Consider the following 20,698-nt stretch of genomic DNA (forward strand, 5'->3'; position numbering starts at 1 on the left):
TTTTATGATTTGTTATTATTAATATTTCATTATTACTTATACAATAGTTATTGTGAATGAGTATATTATTAATTGCTTTATTAAATAAAAATGATTTTTTTTGCATAAAGTCATAATTAATAAAAATTTTTAAAAAATAATTTTTAAATTTTTTGTAAGTGAGGGATAGTCTTATTTTGAAACGTATTAAATTAATTGTAGGACTAGGCAATCCATTACCTAAATATGAAAAAAATAGACATAATATAGGTAGTCGGTGTGTAAAAAAATTAGCTAGTAAAAATAATGTAATATTGCAAAAAAAATTTTTAGGTAGTGTAGGTGTTTTAAATATTGTGACTTATAATGTTAAATTGTTTGTACCAAACATTTTTATGAATTTGAGTGGACAATCAGTAACATTAATATCTAATTTTTATAATATTGATATTAGCAATATTTTGATAGTACATGACGATTTAGATTTATTACCTGGAAGTATATGTTTAAAACAATCTTCAGGACATGGAGGTCATAATGGTATAAGAAGTATAATTAATGTATTTCGTAGTAAAAAAAAATTTTTTAAAATGAGTATAGGTATAGGACGGCCATTATATAGAAATGATGTATCGTCTTTTGTTTTATCAAACCCAACTATTACGGAAGAACTTTTAATAAATAAGGCAATTTGTAAAGCAATTTCTTCTATTATGTTTGTATTAAATCATTTTTAGTGGAAACATTTTGTTAAATAGTAGTAAATAAGTGTAATTTTATATAATTTGTTTTTCTCTAGATTTTATTAAGTTGTGTAAGATATTATGTGTTTTAATACTGTTTTTTTATATTTAATGTTTAAAAAAGGAATATAAATGAGTTTTAAATGTGGTTTAATTGGATTACCTAACGTAGGAAAATCTACTTTATTCAATGCATTAACTAATTTGAAAGTTCCTTCTGAAAATTTTCCATTTTGTACAATTCATCCTAACATAGGTATTGTGCCTATATATGATATACGTTTAAAAAAGTTATCTGATATTGTAAATCCTGATAGAATTGTTCCAGCGTTCGTAAAATTTGTTGATATAGCTGGTTTAATTAAAGGCTCGCATAAAGGAGAAGGACTAGGTAATAAGTTTCTACAAGATATTAGAACAGTAGATGCTTTAATACATGTTGTTCGTTGTTTTAAAGATGATTCAGTTATCCATGTTAATAATGTAATAAATCCTATTGTTGATGTACAATTAATTAATGACGAACTTATTTTTTCTGATTATGAAATGTGTGAGAAAATAATAATACAACTACAAAAAAGAAATAAACATTGTAGAAAAAAAATTTGTGTAGATTCATTAGTTTTAGAAGTTTGTTTAAATCATTTAAAAAAAGGTTACATGTTAAATAGTCTCTTTTTTAATGAACAAGATAAAAATATTATAAAAAAATTTAATTTTATTACATACAAGCCTATAATGTATGTTGTAAATATAAATGATAGTAAAAAAGATAGTGATATTTTAGATAATTTATTAAAGTTTTTAAAATTAAAAAAATGTCATATTATTTCCTTTTGTGCTTTATCTAAAAAATTTAATTTAAATGTGAATGTGCAAACAAAAGTACAGATTTCAAATAATGAAAATTTATATTGTGAAAAATTAAATGAAGTTATTCTTTCTGGATTTAATTTATTAGGATTACATACTTTTTTTACTGTTGGTAAGAAAGAAATTAAATCCTGGGTAGTTAAAAAAGGTATTGTAGCTATTGAAGCTGCTAGAAAGATTCACACAGACCTTAAAAAGGGTTTCATTAGAGCTCAAATTGTTTCTTATAAGAATTTTGTTAAGTATAATGGTGAAGCTGGTTCAAAAAAATTTGGGAAGTATCGTAGTGAAGGTAAAAATTATCAAATTCAGGATGGAGATATTGTACATTTTTTATTTAATGTTTAATATGTACTATATGTTGTATAATTGATTTTTTTTAGAAAAATTGTTTTTTGATTTTTTAATTTTTTAAACATAGTATGCTGTTATTTTAAATAATTTTGTTTCCTAACAAAAGAGTAGACAATTTTATTGTTAGGAAACAAATATTACTTTTTTATATTAATCTCCTAATAAGAAGGATCGTAGTTTTGAAAAGTTAGGTTTCATATGATAAGATAATAATTTTAAATGTACTCTTTTTTTAAGAGAAGTTGGTAGAGGTATATCTTGCTGTAAAATGTCATCAACGGTCTGTTTAAATTTTGCAGGATGTGCTGTACCTAAAAAAATTCCATATTCATTATTCTTTATATTATTTTTTAATAAAGTATAAGCGATACTTGCGTGTGGTTCGGAAATATAATTTAATGAAAAAAGTTCTTTTAAAGATTGTTTAGTAATTATATCAGTGACGCTACCGTAATTTAGTTGTTGAATATTCCAATTATTTCTTTTGAAAATTTCTTCTACTCGTAACCAGTTATTTGGTTGGCTAATGTCCATAGCATTTGAAATAGTTGAAATAGTTTTTTTTGGTTTCCATACGCCTGTTTTTAAAAAATTAGGAACGGTATCATTTGCATTTGTTGCTGCTATAAATGATTTAATTGGTAAACCTATTGATTTAGCTAATAATCCAGCTGTTAGATTTCCAAAGTTTCCACAAGGTACTGAGATAATTAAATTTTTTTGATATTTATTTTCAATAAGTGAAAAAGCTTCGAAATAATAACAAATTTGTGCTAATAGTCTACTAATATTAATTGAATTAGCAGAATTTAGCCCTGTATGAATTTTTAAATTTTGATCATCAAAAGCCATTTTGACTAATGTTTGGCATTCATCAAAACTGCCTTCAATTGCAATAGTTTTTATATTATGTCCTAAAGTACAAAACATTTTTTCTTGTAATTTACTAATTTTATTTTTTGGATATAAAATGATAACTTTCACATTTTTCATTTTATAGAAAGCATGAGCAACTGCAGCGCCTGTATCTCCGGAAGTGGCTGTTAAAATAGTAATTAATTTATTTTCATGTTGATTTAAAAAAGATAATATTTGAGCCATAAATCGAGCACCAAAATCTTTAAATGCTAACGTTGGTCCATGAAATAATTCAAAACAAGATATTTTTTTAGTAATAGGTTTCATAATAGGTTTATAAAATGAAAAAGCTGCCTTAACTTTATTAAACAAATCATTTTTTGATATTTCATCTCCTATAAATAATTCTAATATTTTGCTACTACGCTCAATAAAATTCATTTCAAGTAATTCTTTAAGCATATTAGGCGTAATTTTAGGAAGATTTTTGGGAAAAAACAATCCTTGATTATGTCCTAATCCTAATTTTACAGCTTGAGAAAAATTAACTTTTTCATTCGGATCTTTAAGATTATATAATTTCATATTTTATCCAATTATTCTAGTGCCTACGGTGTCTAATTTACATACTTGAACAAATCCTTGTTTGCTTTGAATATAATGATTAGCTAGATATTTTGATATTTTTTTTGCTGTTAAGTCATTATCACAAATTGCGAATATACTAGGTCCAGATCCGGATATTCCACAAGCTAAAGCTCCAATTTTTTTTATTGTTGTTTTAGTTTGTGTAAAATTAGGTAACAATTTACTTCTGTATGGTTCAGCAATAACATCTGTTATAAAATTAGCTGCTAATTTAGGTTGCATAGTATATGATGCATGAATAAATCCAGATAAATTACGACTATGTTTAATGCAAGTTGTTCTGGTGTATTGAGATGGTAGAAGTGCTCTAGCATCTGCTGTTGATATTTTAATTCCTGGCCAAGCTATTATCCATAACCAATTTTTAAAATTTGGAATTTTTTGACTGATTTTATTATTTTTTTCTATTATTAATTGTAAACCACCTAAATAACAAGGGGATACATTATCGTAATGAATACTTCCTGAAATTTCTCCTTCTAATTTGCCCATTAATTTTAAAAGCTTATTAGTAGATAATGGTCTATTACATAATTCATTCATTGCGAATAAACTAGAAACAATTGAACATGCACTTGATCCTAAACCTGATCCTATGGGCATGTTTTTTTCTAGTACGATAGTGACTAGTATTTTTTTTTTAATTATTTTGCAAAATTGATCCCAACATTTCCACACAATGTTATCTTTGATATTTTTAGGTAACTGATGAGCAAAGGTTCCAATGTTAGTTAATTGAAATTCTTTAGATTGTTTGATTTGTATTAAATCTCCCAATAGAGTTCCATCTGTAGGTAATATTGCGGCTCCTAAAATATCAAAACCGACTCCAACGTTCCCAATAGATGCTGGAGCGTATACTTTTATCATTTATTTAATCCTCGTAATTCCATTATATTATGCGTAATATGTCAGAAAATATTCCAGCAGCAGTAACTTCATTTCCAGCTCCATACCCTCTTAATACTAATGGTAAAGGATTGTAATATTTAGTGTAAAAAATTAATGCATTTTCTCCATTTTTAACAGTATATAAAGGGTCGTTTAAATCTATATTTTCAATTGTAACTTTACATTGTCCTTTATTTTCAATTGTTCCTACAAATCGAAGCACTTTTCCTAATTTTTGTGCATTTTTTAAACGAGCATTAAAAATATTGTTAACTGTAGACAAATTTTTAAAAAAAGTTTTTGTGTCATTATTTTTTGTGTTAAAAGTATGAGTTAAAATAGGATCGATTACAATATCTTTTAAATGTATTTGAAAACCCATTTCTCTAGCTAAAATTAATAATTTTCTCGCGACATCTATTCCAGATAAATCATCTTGCGGATTAGGTTCAGTAAATCCTAATGTTTGAGCTTGTAAGGTAGCTTCAGATAAAGATAATCCTTCATCTAATTTACCAAAGATAAATGATAATGAACCAGATAAAATTCCTTTGAACTTAATTATTTGGTCTCCTGAATTAATTAATTTTTGTAAATTTTCTATAATAGGAAGTCCGGATCCTACATTTGTTTCGTATAAAAATTTTTTATTATATTGTAAAGAATATTGTCTAATTTTTTTGTAGTATTCAATACTATTGGTATTTGCTTTCTTGTTAGGAGTTACGATATGTAGTCCATTTTTAATAAAATTAGAGTATTCATAAGCTATTTTAATACTTGATGTACAGTCAACTATAACGGGATTTATTAAAAAATTTTTTTTAACTATGTTAGTAATTATGTGTAGGTCTTGAAAAGGTATACCAAATTTATTAAGATTTTTAAACCAATTTTTTAAACAAATTCCATTAGAATTAATTAGTATAAGTTTAGAATTTGCTATTCCACATACTTTTATTTTTATTGATTTGAGATATAATGTATTTTTTTGAGTTTGAATTTGTTTTAATAATGTTCTTCCAACATTTCCTATTCCAATTATGAATAATTCAATTGTTTGAGTGTTATGGTAAATAATTGAATGAGCAATTTTTATTGTTTGTTTAGTATTTTTTGTTTTTACTATGAAAGATAAAACGTTTTCACAATTTTCTTGAGATATTGTGAATATTTTTATGTTTAATAAATATAGAGTTTTAAAGATTTTAGAGATAGTATTTTTACTATTATAAATATCAGAAGTTATTATAGAAATAATTGATAAGTTGTTAATTATATGTAAAGGTTGTATATATTGTTTTTCTATTTCATGTTTAAATTCTTTTTGTAAGAGATTAGTTATTTTGTTTAAATTTTTTTTATATATACATATAGTAATTTCTTTTTGAAAAGAAGATTGTATACTTAATATAGGTTTTATTTCGTTTTTTAAAAATAAATTATAAATGTGAGTGACAATTTGTATTATATTAACATTTTGAATACAAATTAATTTAATTAATGTAATTTTGTCGATATAGGTAATTCCTTTTACATGAAAGTTAGTGTCAGTTTTATTACTAATAATAGTTCCTTTTGATTGTAAGTTTAAAGTATTTTGTATGATACAAGGTATATTGTAATCTAAAATAGGACGTATAGTTTTAGGATGTAGAATTTTAGCTCCAAAACAAGATAATTTTAATGCTTCTTGGTAAGAGATATATTTTAGTAAATAAGGTTTAAGAATGATTTTAGGGTCACAGGTGTAAATTCCATCTACGTCAGTCCAAATTTCACAGCATACTGCATTTAAACAAGCTGATAGAATAGCTGCTGAATAATCAGACCCATTTCTTCCAAGTAATGTTAATTCTTTGTTGTAATTTCCAGCTATAAATCCTGGCATTAAAATTATATGATTTTTAGGTATATGCATTTTTTGGATGATTTTAGAAGATTGTTCAATATTTACATCTGAATCTAAATAGTTACTTCCAATAGCTATTAGTTTTTTAACTGGGTTAATAATAGAAGTATGATGTTTTCTAGATTGTAAAATTCCTTCCATAATAGCAATAGAAAATATTTCTCCTTTAGATATAATTATTGCTTTTATTTTATCAGGACATTTTTTTTTTGTATTAATTTTTTCTAATAATTTACTTATTGTTAAAAGTTCTTTGGTAACAAACGTTTTTAATTGTTTATAAGGAAACGTTTTTTGTTGTTCACAAATGTAGTATAAAATTGTATTTAAAATTGATTTAATTTTATCTAAATAATTTATATTAGTTATATTAGTATATTTTTCTAAAATAGATTTAGTTAAATAGTCAGTGATTTTTTCTGGAGCTGATAAAACAATTGAAATTTGTTCTATTTTTGCCTTTTCTTCAATAATACTTGCTACGATTAAAAATCGTTCGGCGTTTTTTAATGATGTTCCTCCGAATTTTAATATTCTCATAGTATAAAATATCCTTAGTGCATTTATAAAAAAATTAAATATTTTGTGTTTATGTTTTTGTATAAAAATACACAAAAACATTTATATATCAAATGTATCAACAATTGAATGTATAAGTTGTTTTTTTTTGATTAAATTAGTTTAAAAATTATTTTTATATAAGTTTATATATAAATTTGTATATTTAAATATTATTGAATAATAGAATGTTATATTGCTATTATTTTAGCATATATTCAATTACTTTTTTATTTTTTAGTGTTTTATAGTAAATTTAATTTATTTTTTTTAAATTGATTTTAAATTAATGTATTACATATTAATTATTAAACCAATTTGCTATTGTTGTATTTTTTTTAAATTGTTAAGTAGTATTTGTGTACTTATTATTTTTAGTGACTAGAAAATGTTAGATGTTAATAATAAATATTTAATTAACATTTTTTTTGTTCATTAATGTAAAGAGTGTATCTTTTTAAAGATATTACTTAATTTTTACTAAGTAAGTTATTTTTAATTATTTAATTTAACATTAATTAATGTTTAATAATTTTTAGAGAAATTTTAAAATATTATCAATTTTTTTAATTTTAAATACAATTTTTTTATTTTATTTAATAATTTTTTAGTTGTATTATAAAGTATTTTATAAGAAATTAAAGAATTACATGTAATTATTAACTATTAATAATGTATATTAAATATTAGTATATATAAGATATTTATAGTACAGTTCAATATTTAATATGTAATATTAGCAAAATTAGTAATAAATGTAATATTTTTTAAAAAACATTTTTTATGTTCATAAAAAATAATGTATTAATTTTTGTTAATTTTTATTAGTTGTTTTTTTTAAAAAAAAAATAAGAATATATTTAAAAAATATTAAATAATATTGTTAACAATAAAATTTCATAACATTATAATTATAATTATTTTTACATTAATATAGAGTTATTAAAAATTTTTAACAAAAAATAGTTTTTTTTAATAACTTTATATTAATTTTTTATAGGAAATTAAATTTTTTTATATATTATAATATGAATATGAGTTATTGTTTTTTTAAATAAACATTTAAAATATAAATATTTTTATATTACAGAAATATTTTATTATGTGAATGTGTAAATAAATTTGATTTCTTATTTGATACATATTTCCAAAATATAGTAATGTAATTTAATTTATTATAATTTTCAATATGTGATCTTATTTTAAATAGTTCAAATGCTTGAATTAATGTCCGATTTTTATTATTTTTAAATAGATGTTGAGAATAAAGTAAATGATTATTCATATGTAATTGAAATATCCATATTTTTTTTATTTTAGCGGAAATTTTTTTAGGAATATTTATAAAAAATACTTTGTTATTAAGTGTGATATTTATTGCTAATAAAAATGCATCTATGTAACGTATTTTTTTTTCATGTTTTATTTTTAAAGTAGTATATAGCTGTGTATACCATAAGATAGAAGAAAATAAAAGAGAAGAGTAAACTACTGATCTATTTTTTTTATAAAAAAAATCTATTATTTTTAACGTTTGAATTGTTATTTTTTCTGTTATTGACTGTAATTTTTTGTTTATACTTAATGAATTAGATGATATTAATGATTGAATTAAAGAAAACTGTTTTAATTTTTTATAAGTATTGTAACCATGTCCAGTTTGTAACAATTTTACAGATTCATCAAATAATCTTGCTGATGGTATATGGGTTAATAAATTAGCTAATTTTGGTATTTTACGAGCTGTTTCTTTTTCTATACGCATATTCAATTGTACAGAAAATCTAATTACTCGTAACATTCTTACAGGGTCTTCACGATATTTTAATTCTGGATTACCGATTAATCTAACAATTTTTTGTTTAATATCATTAATTCCTCCAACATAATCACGTATACAAAAATCCTTCATACTATAATATAAGGTATTAATAGTTAAATCTCTTCTTTGAGCATCTTCTTCTATTTTTCCAAAGATGTTATCAGTCAAGAGCAAACCATTTTTATTTTTTTTAAAATTTTTATATTTAGTATGTATACTACTATTTCTGTGGTTTCCTCTAAATGTTGATACTTCAATAATTTCATTATAAAAGATAATATGTATTATTTTAAATCTACGTCCTATAACTCTAGAATTTCTAAATAATTTTTTTAGTTCTTGAGGAGTAGCATTAGTTGTAATATCAAAATCTTTAGGTTGACAACCTATTATAAGATCTCTAATACAACCTCCAACTAAATAAGCTTCATATCCTAATTTGCTGAGTCTGTTTAATATTTTTAAAGCATTTTTGCTAATATTTTTTCTGGATATATTGTGATTATTACGAGTAATCAGCATCATAAAATAAATTTCTTTATTATAATTAAATTATAAATAGATATTTTATTATCTATGTGCTTATTTTATATATAAAAATATTTTAATAGTATTTAAAAGTTATTTTTTTATTATGATTTAATAATAACATAAACACATTTTAATAGTTATATAAAACTGTATGTAACAATTTTTTCTTCTATGATCATATTGTTGTATTTTATATAAGTAATATTTTTATAATTGATATTTTGTAAATAAAAAATTAATTATCTACGCATTAATGTACATAGTATGTATTATTATTATTTATAATGTTTTTTTTAAATGATTTTTTTATCATAACATATTATGTTTTAATTAATATGTCATTTGTTTTGCTCGTATTTCAGATAAAGTTTTACAATCTATGCATAAATTTGCAGTTGGTCGAGCTTCTAATCGTTTAATTCCAATTTCAATTCCACATGTTGTGCAATATCCAAAATTATTTTTTTTAATTTTATTTAAAGTTTGTTCAATTTTATGAATTAATTTACATTCTCTATCTCTATTCCTTAAGTTTAAACTGAATTCTTCTTCTTGTACTGCTCGATCAATAGGATCTGGATAATTAATTGTAGTATTTTGAGAATAATTTAAATTTTGAGTAATTTTGTTTGTCAGTTGTTGTTTCCATGCATTTAGTATTTTTTTAAAATGATTGATTTGAGTTGTATTCATATATTTTTCATTGTCTTTTATTTCATAAGGTTTAACTCCAGCAATACTTAAAATACTTAAAGATGACGATTTTCTTTTTCTTTTAATTTGCATATTTTTTCCTGTGTATAATTTGTTTTAATTGAAGATTATTTTTTATTTTTTTTGTTTTTTAGTTTTTTCAGGTAGTTATTTAATGTTTGTCTAAATTATTGATATATGTGTCTATTTATATTAGTAATATTTAATTAAAAATAAATAATTTATTAATAATACATGTTTTTTTAAAAAGTATATTTATAAATAGTAACCTATTTTTTATTTTGTTCATTATGAGATTAATGTTGATTAAACGTAATGTTATTGTATATTACTTATATATTTATATTTTTCAACTATTATTTTTTTTAGAATACTATGAAGATTGCACTTGGAGTAGAGTATAATGGAACAAATTATCATGGATGGCAAAAGCAACATACAGTATTAACTATTCAAGAACAATTAGAAAATGCATTATCTAAAATAGCTAATCATAAGATTAATGTTACATGTGCAGGAAGGACAGATGCAGGAGTTCATAGTACAGGACAAGTAGTACATTTTACTACTATTTCTGTTCGAAAAAAAAATTCTTGGGTATTTGGTGTAAATTCTTATTTACCTAATGATATTTCTGTACAATGGGCAAAAATAGTACCTAATTTTTTTAATGCTCGTTACAGTGCTATTTCACGTCGTTATCGTTATTTCATTTATAATTATAAGTGCCGATCTTCTATTTTTTATTCACAATATTATTGTTTTTCTAAAATGAGATTAGATGTTAATAAAATGAAATTAGCGGGTAATAATTTAATAGGGGAACATGATTTTAGTTCTTTTAGAGGAAGAGGTTGCCAATCAAAAACTCCTTGGAGGCAAATTATTTATTTTAATATATCTAGACAGGATAGATTAGTAATTATTGATATTGAAGCTAATTCTTTTTTATATCGTATGGTTCGTAATATTGTAGGCTGTTTAATAGATATTGGGTCCTCTAAAAAAAAAATAACTTGGATACAATATTTATTGAAAAATAAAAATAGAAATTTAGGTGGTGTAACTGCCAAAGCGTCTGGTTTATATTTAATTTTTGTTCATTATCCTTTAGTTTTCAATCTTTCAAGGAATATTTGTAGAAAATTTTTTGTTATATAGACACGTATATTTAAAATTGCAATATAGAATGTTGTTTATTATTTTAATATATTTAATATATATAATATATACAAGATATAAGGGGAATTATGCTTTTATTCTAAATGGTTTTTTAACATATAAGATAGTATAAAATTTTTAAAAAATAATTATTATTTAAATCAAAGTAGCATTGGTACTTGTTAACTTGTTTTTTAACAAAAAAATGTAAGGTTTAAGTCATTAATGAGTCATATTTTTTTCATTAAACATAAAGTAGTATTTATCTTTTATAGGTAATGTTTTTATATCTTTTTATATAAAAAAATTTATAAATTATATAAAAGGTGGAGAGTATTCATGTACTATAAGTTAATTAATAATAAATTGTTATTACTGATAAAATGTTTAATTTTATTTTTTTTAATAATAGGTATATATATTATTTATTGGTATATATATATTCGGCACTTTTTTAGTAATATTCCTTATTCTACTCCTACTACAGTTTTTTCTCGGATAGTTGACTTAGAGCCAAATAGCTTATATTCTAAACAAGAAATTATTTTAATGTTAGTTAATAATGGATATCGTAATGTTAATTGTGTAGTTAAATCTGGACAATTTCATGTTAATAAAAATAGTATTGATTTGTTTCGCCGATCATTTTATTTTCCGGATGGTGTAGAATCATCTATTTATGTCAGGCTTACATTTTATAAAAATGCATTAATTGAAATAAAAAATTTGTTAAGTGATCTTAATTTAAGCTCTATTCGTATAGACCCTAAATTAATAGCACTAATTCAATTTAATGGTAAAAAAAAACAAATTTATTTACCTATCAATAAGTATCCTAATATTTTTATTACAATGTTATTGTCTATTGAAGATAGACGTTTTTTCATGCATGAAGGTGTGAATTTATATTCTATAATACGAGCTTTTTTTATAAATGTTATAGTTGGTAAAAATATTCAAGGTGGAAGTACTATTACACAACAATTAGTCAAAAATTTATTTCTTGATAATACACGATCAATGTGGAGGAAAATTAATGAAGGATTATTAGCATTAGTAATGGATTTTATTTATAGTAAAAATTTAATATTAGAAACATATTTAAATGAAGTATATTTAGGCCATGAAAAAAATGAACAGGTCCATGGATTTTCTTTAGCAAGTTTGTACTATTTTGGATGTCCTATTAACGAACTTAGTTTAGAGCAATATGCTTTATTAATAGGTATGTTAAAGGGAGCATCTTTATATAATCCTTGGTTACATCCGTATAAGGCATTAAATAGACGTAATTTAGTTTTGTATACGTTATTTAAGAGGCATATTATTAATAAAAAAACGTATAAAATTTTAGTTATGCGTGCTTTAAATGTACAAGATAAATCTAAAATAAAAAAATCTTATGTTATTTTAACTCAAATTATTAAAAAAAAATTAATTAAACATTTTAAAAATAAAACAAAAAGTTTATTTGGAATTCGAGTGTTTACTACTTTAGATATTATTTCTCAAGAGTGTGTTAATAAGTCGACTCAAGAAAGTATGCTTTTTTTTAAAAGAAGGATGAGGTTAAAAAATTTAGAAGCTGCTATGGTTGTAATTAATCGTTTTAGTGGAGAAATACAAGCTGTTTTAGGAGGTTCTGACCCTTATTATTTAGGATATAACAGAGCTTATTATGCTAGAAGATCAATTGGTTCTTTAGCAAAACTAATCGTATATTTGACTGCGTTAGAGGAACCTGATAAATATCAGTTAAATACCTGGTTATCGGGTAAACCAATTGCTTTGGCATTAAGTAATAAAAATTTTTGGGTTCCTAAGAATGATAATAATCAATTTGTTGATAAAATTATGTTAATAGATGCTTTTGTTCATTCGGTAAATATACCTACTGTTTCTTTAAGTATGAAATTAAGTTTAAAAAAGATAGTTGATAAATGGAAACATTTTGGATTATCTGAAAAGCAAATTTCTATGGTTCCATCAATATTTTTAGGGTCTATTAATCTAACTCCTGTAGAAGTAGGTCAAATTTTTCAAATTATTGCTAGTGGTGGTAATAAATTAAAGCTATCATTAATTAAAACGATATTATCTAGTGATGGAACGTTATTGTATCAAAATTTTCCAAAACCTAAAAGATTAGCTTCAGTTGAATCTACTTTTTTGATGCTTTATAGCATGCAAGAAGTTGTTACTAAAGGTACTGGTAAGTCTTTAGGATCAATGTTTAATTATTTTAATTTAGCTGGTAAAACTGGAACTACAAATAATTTAGTAGATAGTTGGTTTGTTGGAATTGATGGTACTCAAGTGGTAGTTGTTTGGGTTGGTCGTGATAATAATAAATCTTCACAACTTTATGGTGCTTCTGGAGCGATGGAGATTTACAAAAAATATTTAAAAAACAAACATCCTAAACCTTTGTTAATTTTGCCTCCTAATACTATAAAATTTTTTTCTATAGATAAACAAGGCAAAATAATAACAGATTTTTTAAATAAAAAAGTAGATAGATTTTTACCTATGTGGTGTGTTGTATCTAATAAATTTTGTTACAAACATTAACAACATCAATTTATTATATAGGAAGTATATAGTTTACTAAACATATTTTTTAGTAAGAATGTTTTGTATAAAAGGTTTTCATAAGTAGAAGTTTTTATTTTGTAGAGATGAAACTGCAGTATTGTCAAAATGTATTTTTTATAATTTTTATATTTGTAAAAATTATATAGATTATGTTAGAAATTTTAGTTAATTTGTTTTATATAAATAGTGTTAAGTAATAGTATATTATAAAAGCAGATAATTGTGCATTGTTAAAATTTGTATTATTTTTGAGACTACCGTAATGTTAATAAAATTATTATCTAAAATATTTAGGAGCCGTAATGATCGTGTTTTAAAAAAAGCACAAATAATTGTTGATCGTATTCATGCTTTAGAGCATGATTATTCTAATTTAAATGATATGCAGCTAAAAAATAAAACTAATCATTTTCGTATGCAGTTACTTCATGGGGAAAAATTAAATAATATTCTTCCTAAAGCTTTTGCAACTGTAAGAGAAGTAATTAAAAGAATATTCGGATTGAATTTATTTAATGTACAATTATTAGGTGGAGTTATTTTAAATCAATTTTGTGTCGCTGAAATGAAAACAGGTGAAGGTAAAACTTTGACGTCTACATTACCTGCATATTTAAATGCTTTGTCAGGAAAAGGTGTACATATAGTAACTATGAATGATTATTTAGCAAAAAGAGATGCATACCAAAATACTCCATTATTTAATTTTCTCAATTTAAAAGTAGGATTGAATCTTTCAGGAATGTCTTTAAAATGTAAAAAACAAGCATATTTATCAGATATAACTTATGGAACAAATAATGAGTATGGCTTTGATTACCTTAGAGATAACATGGTTTTAAATCCAGAAGATAGAGTTCAAAGACAGTTACATTATGCATTGATAGATGAGGTAGATTCTATATTAATTGATGAATCTAGAACTCCATTAATAATATCTAGTGCTTCAGAAAATCGTTCGGAATTATATTTTAAAATAAATAAATTAATTCCTCATTTCATTCAGCAAAAAAATGAAAGTAGTGAAACATCAAAAGATGTTGGAGATTTTTATATAAACGAAAAACAGCGTGAGATATATTTGACAGAGCAAGGTTTAGTTAAAATGGAAAAATTATTAATTAAGGAAAAATTAATGAAGGTTAATGAATCGTTGTACTCTTCCGAAAATATTGCGCTGATGAATTGTGTTATAGCTTCTTTACGTGCTCATAAATTGTTTATAAAAAATGTAGATTATATTGTTAAAGATAATAAAATTGTCATTATTGATGAGCATACTGGTCGTTTGATGGAAGGAAGGCGTTGGTCTGATGGAGTTCATCAATCAATAGAAGCAAAAGAAAGGGTAAAAATTAAAAATGAAAGTCAAACATTAGCATCTATTACTTTTCAAAATTATTTTAAGTTATATGATAAATTATCGGGTATGACAGGCACTGCGATTACTGAGTCTTTTGAATTTAATCAAATTTATAATTTGGATACTATTGTAATACCAACTAATTTTCCAATGATTCGTCAAGATTTACCTGATTTAGTATATATGACTGAAAAAGAAAAAATTAATGCTGTTATCAAAGATATTCAAAGATGTATGAACAACAAACAACCAGTATTAGTAGGGACGATATCTATTGATAAATCAGAGTTTATATCTAAAAAATTGAAAAAATTGGGGATTAAACACAATGTTTTAAATGCTAAGATTCATGAACAAGAGGCTCGAATTATAGCAGAAGCTGGTCAAATGAGTGCAGTTACTATTGCTACAAACATGGCTGGAAGAGGTACAGATATTGTTTTAGGAGGTAGTTTAGAATGCTTTACTTCGTCTAATAATAAGAAAAACATAGAAGATGCTAAAAAAGAATGGAAAATTCAACATGATCTTGTGTTATCGGTAGGAGGATTACATATAATTGGCACAGAAAGACATGAGTCAAGACGTATTGATAATCAATTAAGAGGTAGATCAGGGAGGCAAGGTGACAATGGATCTTCTAGATTTTATCTTTCAATGGAAGATCCTCTTATGCGCCTTTTTTCTTCTGATAGAATTATAATGATGATGCGACGATTAGGAGTTAAAGAAAACGAAGCGATACAGCATAAATGGATAACTAGGGCTATTTTTAGTGCTCAAAAAAAAATTGAAAATCGGAATTTTGATATTCGTAAAAATCTTTTAGACTATGATAATATAGTTAATAATCAACGTTGCATTATTTATCAACAAAGGAATCAATTAATTGATTCTAAAAACATTAGTAAATTAATTATGGAAATATCATTTGATGTATTTTCTACGATTACTAGTATATACATTTTTAATGATATCCTTAATAAGGATTGTTTATATAATTTACAACGTTATATAAAAAATAATTTTAACATTAATATTTCAATATTAAACGATTACGATCGTAACATTGTGTTGTCTAAAAGTCAAGTTATTAACTATATTGTTAAAAAATTTCGATATCATTATAAAAAGAAAGTTCGTATGATTGGTTTAAATAACATACAAAGAATTGAAAGATTAATTATGATACAATCGTTAGATTTTTTTTGGAAAGAACATTTATCTTCTATGGATTATTTAAGAAATGGTATTTATTTAAGAGGGTATGCTCAAAAAGATCCTAAACAAGAATACGAAAGAGAATCTTTTATTATGTTTTCCAAAATGCTTAAAAATTTAAAGTACAAAGTAATATCAGATTTAAGTTTTTTATGTACGTCTGAATGTATTGAGAAATAGTATAATTTAGACATAAAGTAATTTAATAAAATTTTTTACTAAAATAAATAAGTATTAATTCAATATGTTTATTATATTAAAATAGTACTTAAACTGAAAAAATGAATTTATAAAAGTATAATTTACTTATATTTATAATATAATTTAATTTTTTTGTTATTAGCTAATCTTTTATAAATTATATAAGTATAGCGTTTGAATATAGTTTGTATTTCATTAAAATACTTGTGTATATACATTTTTTTGATAGCGTAATAAATTTTTTTAAAATAATATACATGTTTAATGGGTTATGTTAATTATATGTTCTATATTATTTAAAAAAAAAATTTATAAAAAATATTTTTTGGGTTATTTTTTATTTTTTTGAATAGTTTACATTATATTTTTTATATACTTTTAATATCGTAAATGTAATTTTATATATAAATAATTATATAATAAGGTTATTAAATATGTCTTTTACATTGTTATTGTTATAATTATGCTGTTTACGTAGCAGTAAATGATGTGGATTACTATGTATTTAGTGAGCTATTGACAATAATAAATAAGATAATGTTTATTATAATAATATTATTAGTCATCATTAACAATGATATGTTTATATAAAAAAATAATGTATTATTAAATAATAAAATAAATTATTTTTAATAAAATAAAATAAATTATTTGTTCTGAAAATTTCAAATAAGTTATTTTTTATATGTATTTTACTAGTATTTGCAATTTTAAACATGTTTTAATATATTTAAGCATTACTAAATAATGTAACATTACAATGTTAAAAAAATTGAATATGATTTATATATAAGTAATATATTTAGTATTTTTAAAAAGTTGTTTATTTTATTTTAAAAAAAAAGTATTTATAGTATATAGTATGATATTAGATTTATTTTCAAAACAAAATATTTTTTATGTAATAAATAGTAATGGAGTATATTTTCATCAAAAAGTATAGTATTAAATAATTTCAAATTTTGTTGTAGAAAAAACATTACTATTTATTAAGTGAATAAATGCAATTTGATTATTATAGCGTTATATATATAAAATATTTGTGATATATATTTTTTAGAATACTTTACAGGTATTTATACATTTATTTATAATAAAAAATATAATTTAATATTTTAAAATTGCTCAAATTTAATTATGTACAAAAAAAATAGTTTATTGTTAATTCAAAGTTGTATTTTTTAAAAAAAATATATTTATAAAATAATGATATATTAATAAATTTTTTGTATTTAAGGTTTTTTTAAAATAAACATTAAATTTTTTATAAAATAGTAGTATATTAAAATTTTTTAAAAATATTTTTTTATACGCTTAAAATGTTTTTAATAGTCATATTATTTATAATTTGTTTTAAATATAATTTAGCCGTTAATTATTTTTTTATATATTTAAGATATTAAATATAAGTTTTAAATATTATAAAAACATAATTTTATTACAAATTATTAATTTAATTATACAGCATTTACTATTTTTTGTTATGTTTTGTATTATTTGTTATTAAATTTATTTATTTACAAATGATAATTATCATATTTTATAAAATAAAGTTAGATAAATGTTCTTTATAAGAAACATATAAACAAATAGGAATGGAGCTTATGTCAGAAAAATTCTATAATGATATAGATCCAATAGAAACATGTGAATGGAAAGATTCAATTAATTCAGTAATTCAAACAGAAGGAGCTGATCGGGCTAAGTATTTGATTAAACAAATGATAAAAATTCTCGAAAATAAAGATGACAAATATTTACCTCATTCTTTATTAATCACTGACCATATTAATACAATATCATATGTAGATGAATGTGAGTATCCAGGTGACTTGTTTTTGGAACAAAAAATATGTGCAGCAGTGCGATGGAATGCTATTATGATGGTGTTACGAGCTTCTAAAAAAAAATTAGATTTAGGAGGTCATTTATCTTCTTTTCAATCTTCCGCTAGTATTTATGAAGTATGTTTTAATCATTTTTTTAAAGCTTCGAATATAGATAGTACGGGTGATTTAGTTTATTTTCAAGGGCATATATCACCTGGAATTTATTCTCGGGCTTTTTTAGAAGGTAGATTATCAAAGAAACAATTAAACAATTTTCGTCAAGAATTAGAAGGTAATGGTTTATCTTCTTATCCTCATCCAAAGTTAATGCCTGAATTTTGGCAATTTCCTACGGTTTCAATGGGTTTATCTGCAGTATGTTCTATTTATCAAGCGAGATTTTTAAAATACTTACATAATAGAGGTTTAAAGGATACTACAAATCAAACAGTATATGTTTTTTTAGGCGATGGAGAAATGGATGAAGTAGAAGCAAAAGGATTATTGGTTACAGCTTCTAGAGAAAAATTAGATAATCTTATATTTATAATTAATTGTAACTTACAAAGATTAGATGGTCCTGTTTTCGGTAACGGAAAAATTATTAGTGAATTAGAAATGATTTTTAAAGGATCTGGTTGGTCAGTTATTAAAGTTATTTGGGGAGGGGCATGGGATAAATTATTTAAAAAAGATGTGACTGGAAAACTAATACAGTTAATGAATGAAACTTTAGATGGTGATTATCAAAGATTTAAATCGAAAAATGGAGCTTATATTAGAAAAAATTTTTTTGGAAAATATGTGGAAACTGAAAATTTAGTAAAAGATATGAGTGATGAAGAAATCTGGGAACTAAATAGAGGTGGGCATGATTTTAAAAAAATTTTCTGTGCATTAAAGAAAGCAAAGTCTGTTGTTAATCAACCTGTGGTTGTTTTGATACATACTGTTAAAGGATATGGAATGGGTCCTTTAGTAGAAAGTAAAAATATAGCCCATCAAATTAAAACAATTGATTTTAATAGTTTAAAATATATACAAAAAAAATTTAATATTCCAGTCAGTTTAGAAGACATAGAGAATCTTAATTTTATTTCTTTTAAAAAAAATTCTTCTGAATATAATTACATACATACTCAGAGACACAAATTAGGAGGATATATTCCAAAACGTCTTCCTAAGTTTACAGAAACGCTAGATCTGCCAAAGTTAGATGCTTTTAAAGATTTACTAAGAAAGCAAAGTAAGCAAATTTCTACTACTATTGCTTTTGTTCGTATTATTAATATTTTGTTAAGAAAAGATTCAATAAAAAATAGAATAGTACCTATTATAGCTGATGAAGCACGTACTTTTGGAATGGAAGGGTTATTTAGAAAACTAGGTATATATAATAGTTGTGGTCAACAGTATATACCTCAAGATAAAAATCAAATTTCTTATTATAAAGAAAGTGTAAAAGGACAAATTTTACAAGAAGGAATTAATGAAGTAGGAGCTGTGTCTTCTTGGATAGCAGCGGCTACATCATATAGTATAAATAATTATCCAATGATTCCGTTTTATGTATTTTATTCTATGTTTGGTTTTCAAAGGATAGGAGATTTATTATGGTTAGCGGGGGATCATCAAGCTAGAGGTTTTTTAATAGGAGGCACTTCTGGGCGAACTACTTTAAATGGTGAAGGTTTACAACATGAGGATGGACACAGTCATATTCATGCTTTAACCATACCTAATTGTGTTTCTTACGATCCTGCATATGCGTATGAATTATCAGTAATAATTGAAGATGGTTTGCGTAGAATGTATGGTTCTTTACAAGAAAATGTATATTTTTATATTACAACTTCAAATGAAAATTATGTTATGCCTAGTATGCCTGAAAATGTTGAAGAGGGTATTTGTAAAGGTATTTATAAGTTAAAAGAGATAGATGGTAAGTGTGCTAAAGTACAACTGATGGGATCAGGTGCAATTTTAAAAAATGTATGTATTGCTGGAGAAATATTATCAATTGAATATGGAATAGGATCAAGTATTTATAGTGTAACATCTTTTACTGAATTAGCTAGAGATGGACAAAATTGCGAACGCTGGAATAACTTAAACCCTGAAAAATCTCTAAAAGTCCCTTACATTGCACAGATAATGAATTCTGATCCTGCTGTAGTTTCTACTGATTATATGAAACTATATGCGGAACAAGTAAGAAATTATGTTCCTGCTATTTCATATAATGTACTTGGTACAGATGGATTTGGAAGATCTGATAGTAAAAATAAATTAAGGTATTTTTTCGAAATTGACGAATACCATATTGTAGTAAATGCTTTAAGTGCATTAGTAAAATGTGGTAAAATTGATAAACAATTATTTTTTAAAGCGGTAACAAAATATAATGTTGATACTCAAAAAGTTAATCCTAGCTTAATATAAGAG

11 protein-coding genes are annotated in these 20,698 nt (G+C 23.2%); 6 read left to right on the forward strand and 5 right to left on the reverse strand.

Annotated features, from left to right (window positions below; translation table 11 throughout):
* Positions 1-176: 176 nt before the first annotated feature.
* Both pth and ychF read left to right on the forward strand, forming a co-directional pair.
* The gene (pth, locus tag BUCNMO_RS00820) at positions 177-716 is read left to right on the forward strand and encodes an aminoacyl-tRNA hydrolase (protein ID WP_158344728.1); all 540 of its coding nucleotides are present in this window, start codon (positions 177-179) and stop codon (positions 714-716) included.
* A gap of 138 nt (positions 717-854) precedes the next feature.
* On the forward strand, positions 855-1,943 hold the full coding sequence (gene ychF / locus BUCNMO_RS00825) for a redox-regulated ATPase YchF (RefSeq protein ID WP_158344730.1): 1,089 nt from the start codon (positions 855-857) through the stop codon (positions 1,941-1,943).
* Between the two features lie 156 nt (positions 1,944-2,099).
* On the opposite strand, the gene thrC is transcribed toward ychF, so the two are convergent.
* The 5 genes from thrC to dksA all read right to left on the reverse strand — a co-directional run bounded on the left by thrC (position 2,100) and on the right by dksA (position 9,955).
* The gene (thrC, locus tag BUCNMO_RS00830; RefSeq protein WP_158344732.1) at positions 2,100-3,392 is read right to left on the reverse strand and encodes a threonine synthase; all 1,293 of its coding nucleotides are present in this window, start codon (positions 3,390-3,392) and stop codon (positions 2,100-2,102) included.
* Between the two features lie 3 nt (positions 3,393-3,395).
* Positions 3,396-4,325, reverse strand: a complete 930-nt coding sequence (gene thrB / locus BUCNMO_RS00835) for a homoserine kinase (protein ID WP_158344734.1) — start codon at positions 4,323-4,325, stop codon at positions 3,396-3,398.
* Positions 4,326-4,347: 22 nt separating this feature from the next.
* Positions 4,348-6,798: a bifunctional aspartate kinase/homoserine dehydrogenase I gene (thrA, locus tag BUCNMO_RS00840; RefSeq protein ID WP_158344736.1), complete on the reverse strand. Its 2,451-nt coding sequence runs from the start codon at positions 6,796-6,798 to the stop codon at positions 4,348-4,350.
* 1,102 nt (positions 6,799-7,900) lie between these two features.
* Complete coding sequence (gene pcnB / locus BUCNMO_RS00845) at positions 7,901-9,163, reverse strand: polynucleotide adenylyltransferase PcnB (RefSeq protein ID WP_158344738.1); 1,263 nt, start codon at positions 9,161-9,163, stop codon at positions 7,901-7,903.
* Between the two features lie 336 nt (positions 9,164-9,499).
* A complete protein-coding gene (dksA, locus tag BUCNMO_RS00850) occupies positions 9,500-9,955 on the reverse strand; it encodes an RNA polymerase-binding protein DksA (protein ID WP_158344740.1) in 456 nt (151 codons plus the stop codon).
* A gap of 303 nt (positions 9,956-10,258) precedes the next feature.
* Here dksA and truA point away from each other — a divergent pair, with 303 nt between their 5' ends.
* The 4 genes from truA to aceE all read left to right on the forward strand — a co-directional run bounded on the left by truA (position 10,259) and on the right by aceE (position 20,695).
* The gene (gene truA, locus BUCNMO_RS00855; RefSeq protein ID WP_158344743.1) at positions 10,259-11,044 is read left to right on the forward strand and encodes a tRNA pseudouridine(38-40) synthase TruA; all 786 of its coding nucleotides are present in this window, start codon (positions 10,259-10,261) and stop codon (positions 11,042-11,044) included.
* Positions 11,045-11,383: 339 nt separating this feature from the next.
* The gene (gene mrcB, locus BUCNMO_RS00860; protein ID WP_158344745.1) at positions 11,384-13,615 is read left to right on the forward strand and encodes a penicillin-binding protein 1B; all 2,232 of its coding nucleotides are present in this window, start codon (positions 11,384-11,386) and stop codon (positions 13,613-13,615) included.
* Positions 13,616-13,901: 286 nt separating this feature from the next.
* The gene (gene secA, locus BUCNMO_RS00865; RefSeq protein ID WP_158344747.1) at positions 13,902-16,403 is read left to right on the forward strand and encodes a preprotein translocase subunit SecA; all 2,502 of its coding nucleotides are present in this window, start codon (positions 13,902-13,904) and stop codon (positions 16,401-16,403) included.
* Positions 16,404-18,028: 1,625 nt separating this feature from the next.
* Positions 18,029-20,695: a pyruvate dehydrogenase (acetyl-transferring), homodimeric type gene (aceE, locus tag BUCNMO_RS00870; protein WP_158344749.1), complete on the forward strand. Its 2,667-nt coding sequence runs from the start codon at positions 18,029-18,031 to the stop codon at positions 20,693-20,695.
* Positions 20,696-20,698: the final 3 nt, after the last annotated feature.

Source organism: Buchnera aphidicola (Nipponaphis monzeni), assembly GCF_006741185.1.
Lineage (GTDB): Bacteria > Pseudomonadota > Gammaproteobacteria > Enterobacterales > Enterobacteriaceae > Buchnera_H > Buchnera_H aphidicola_T.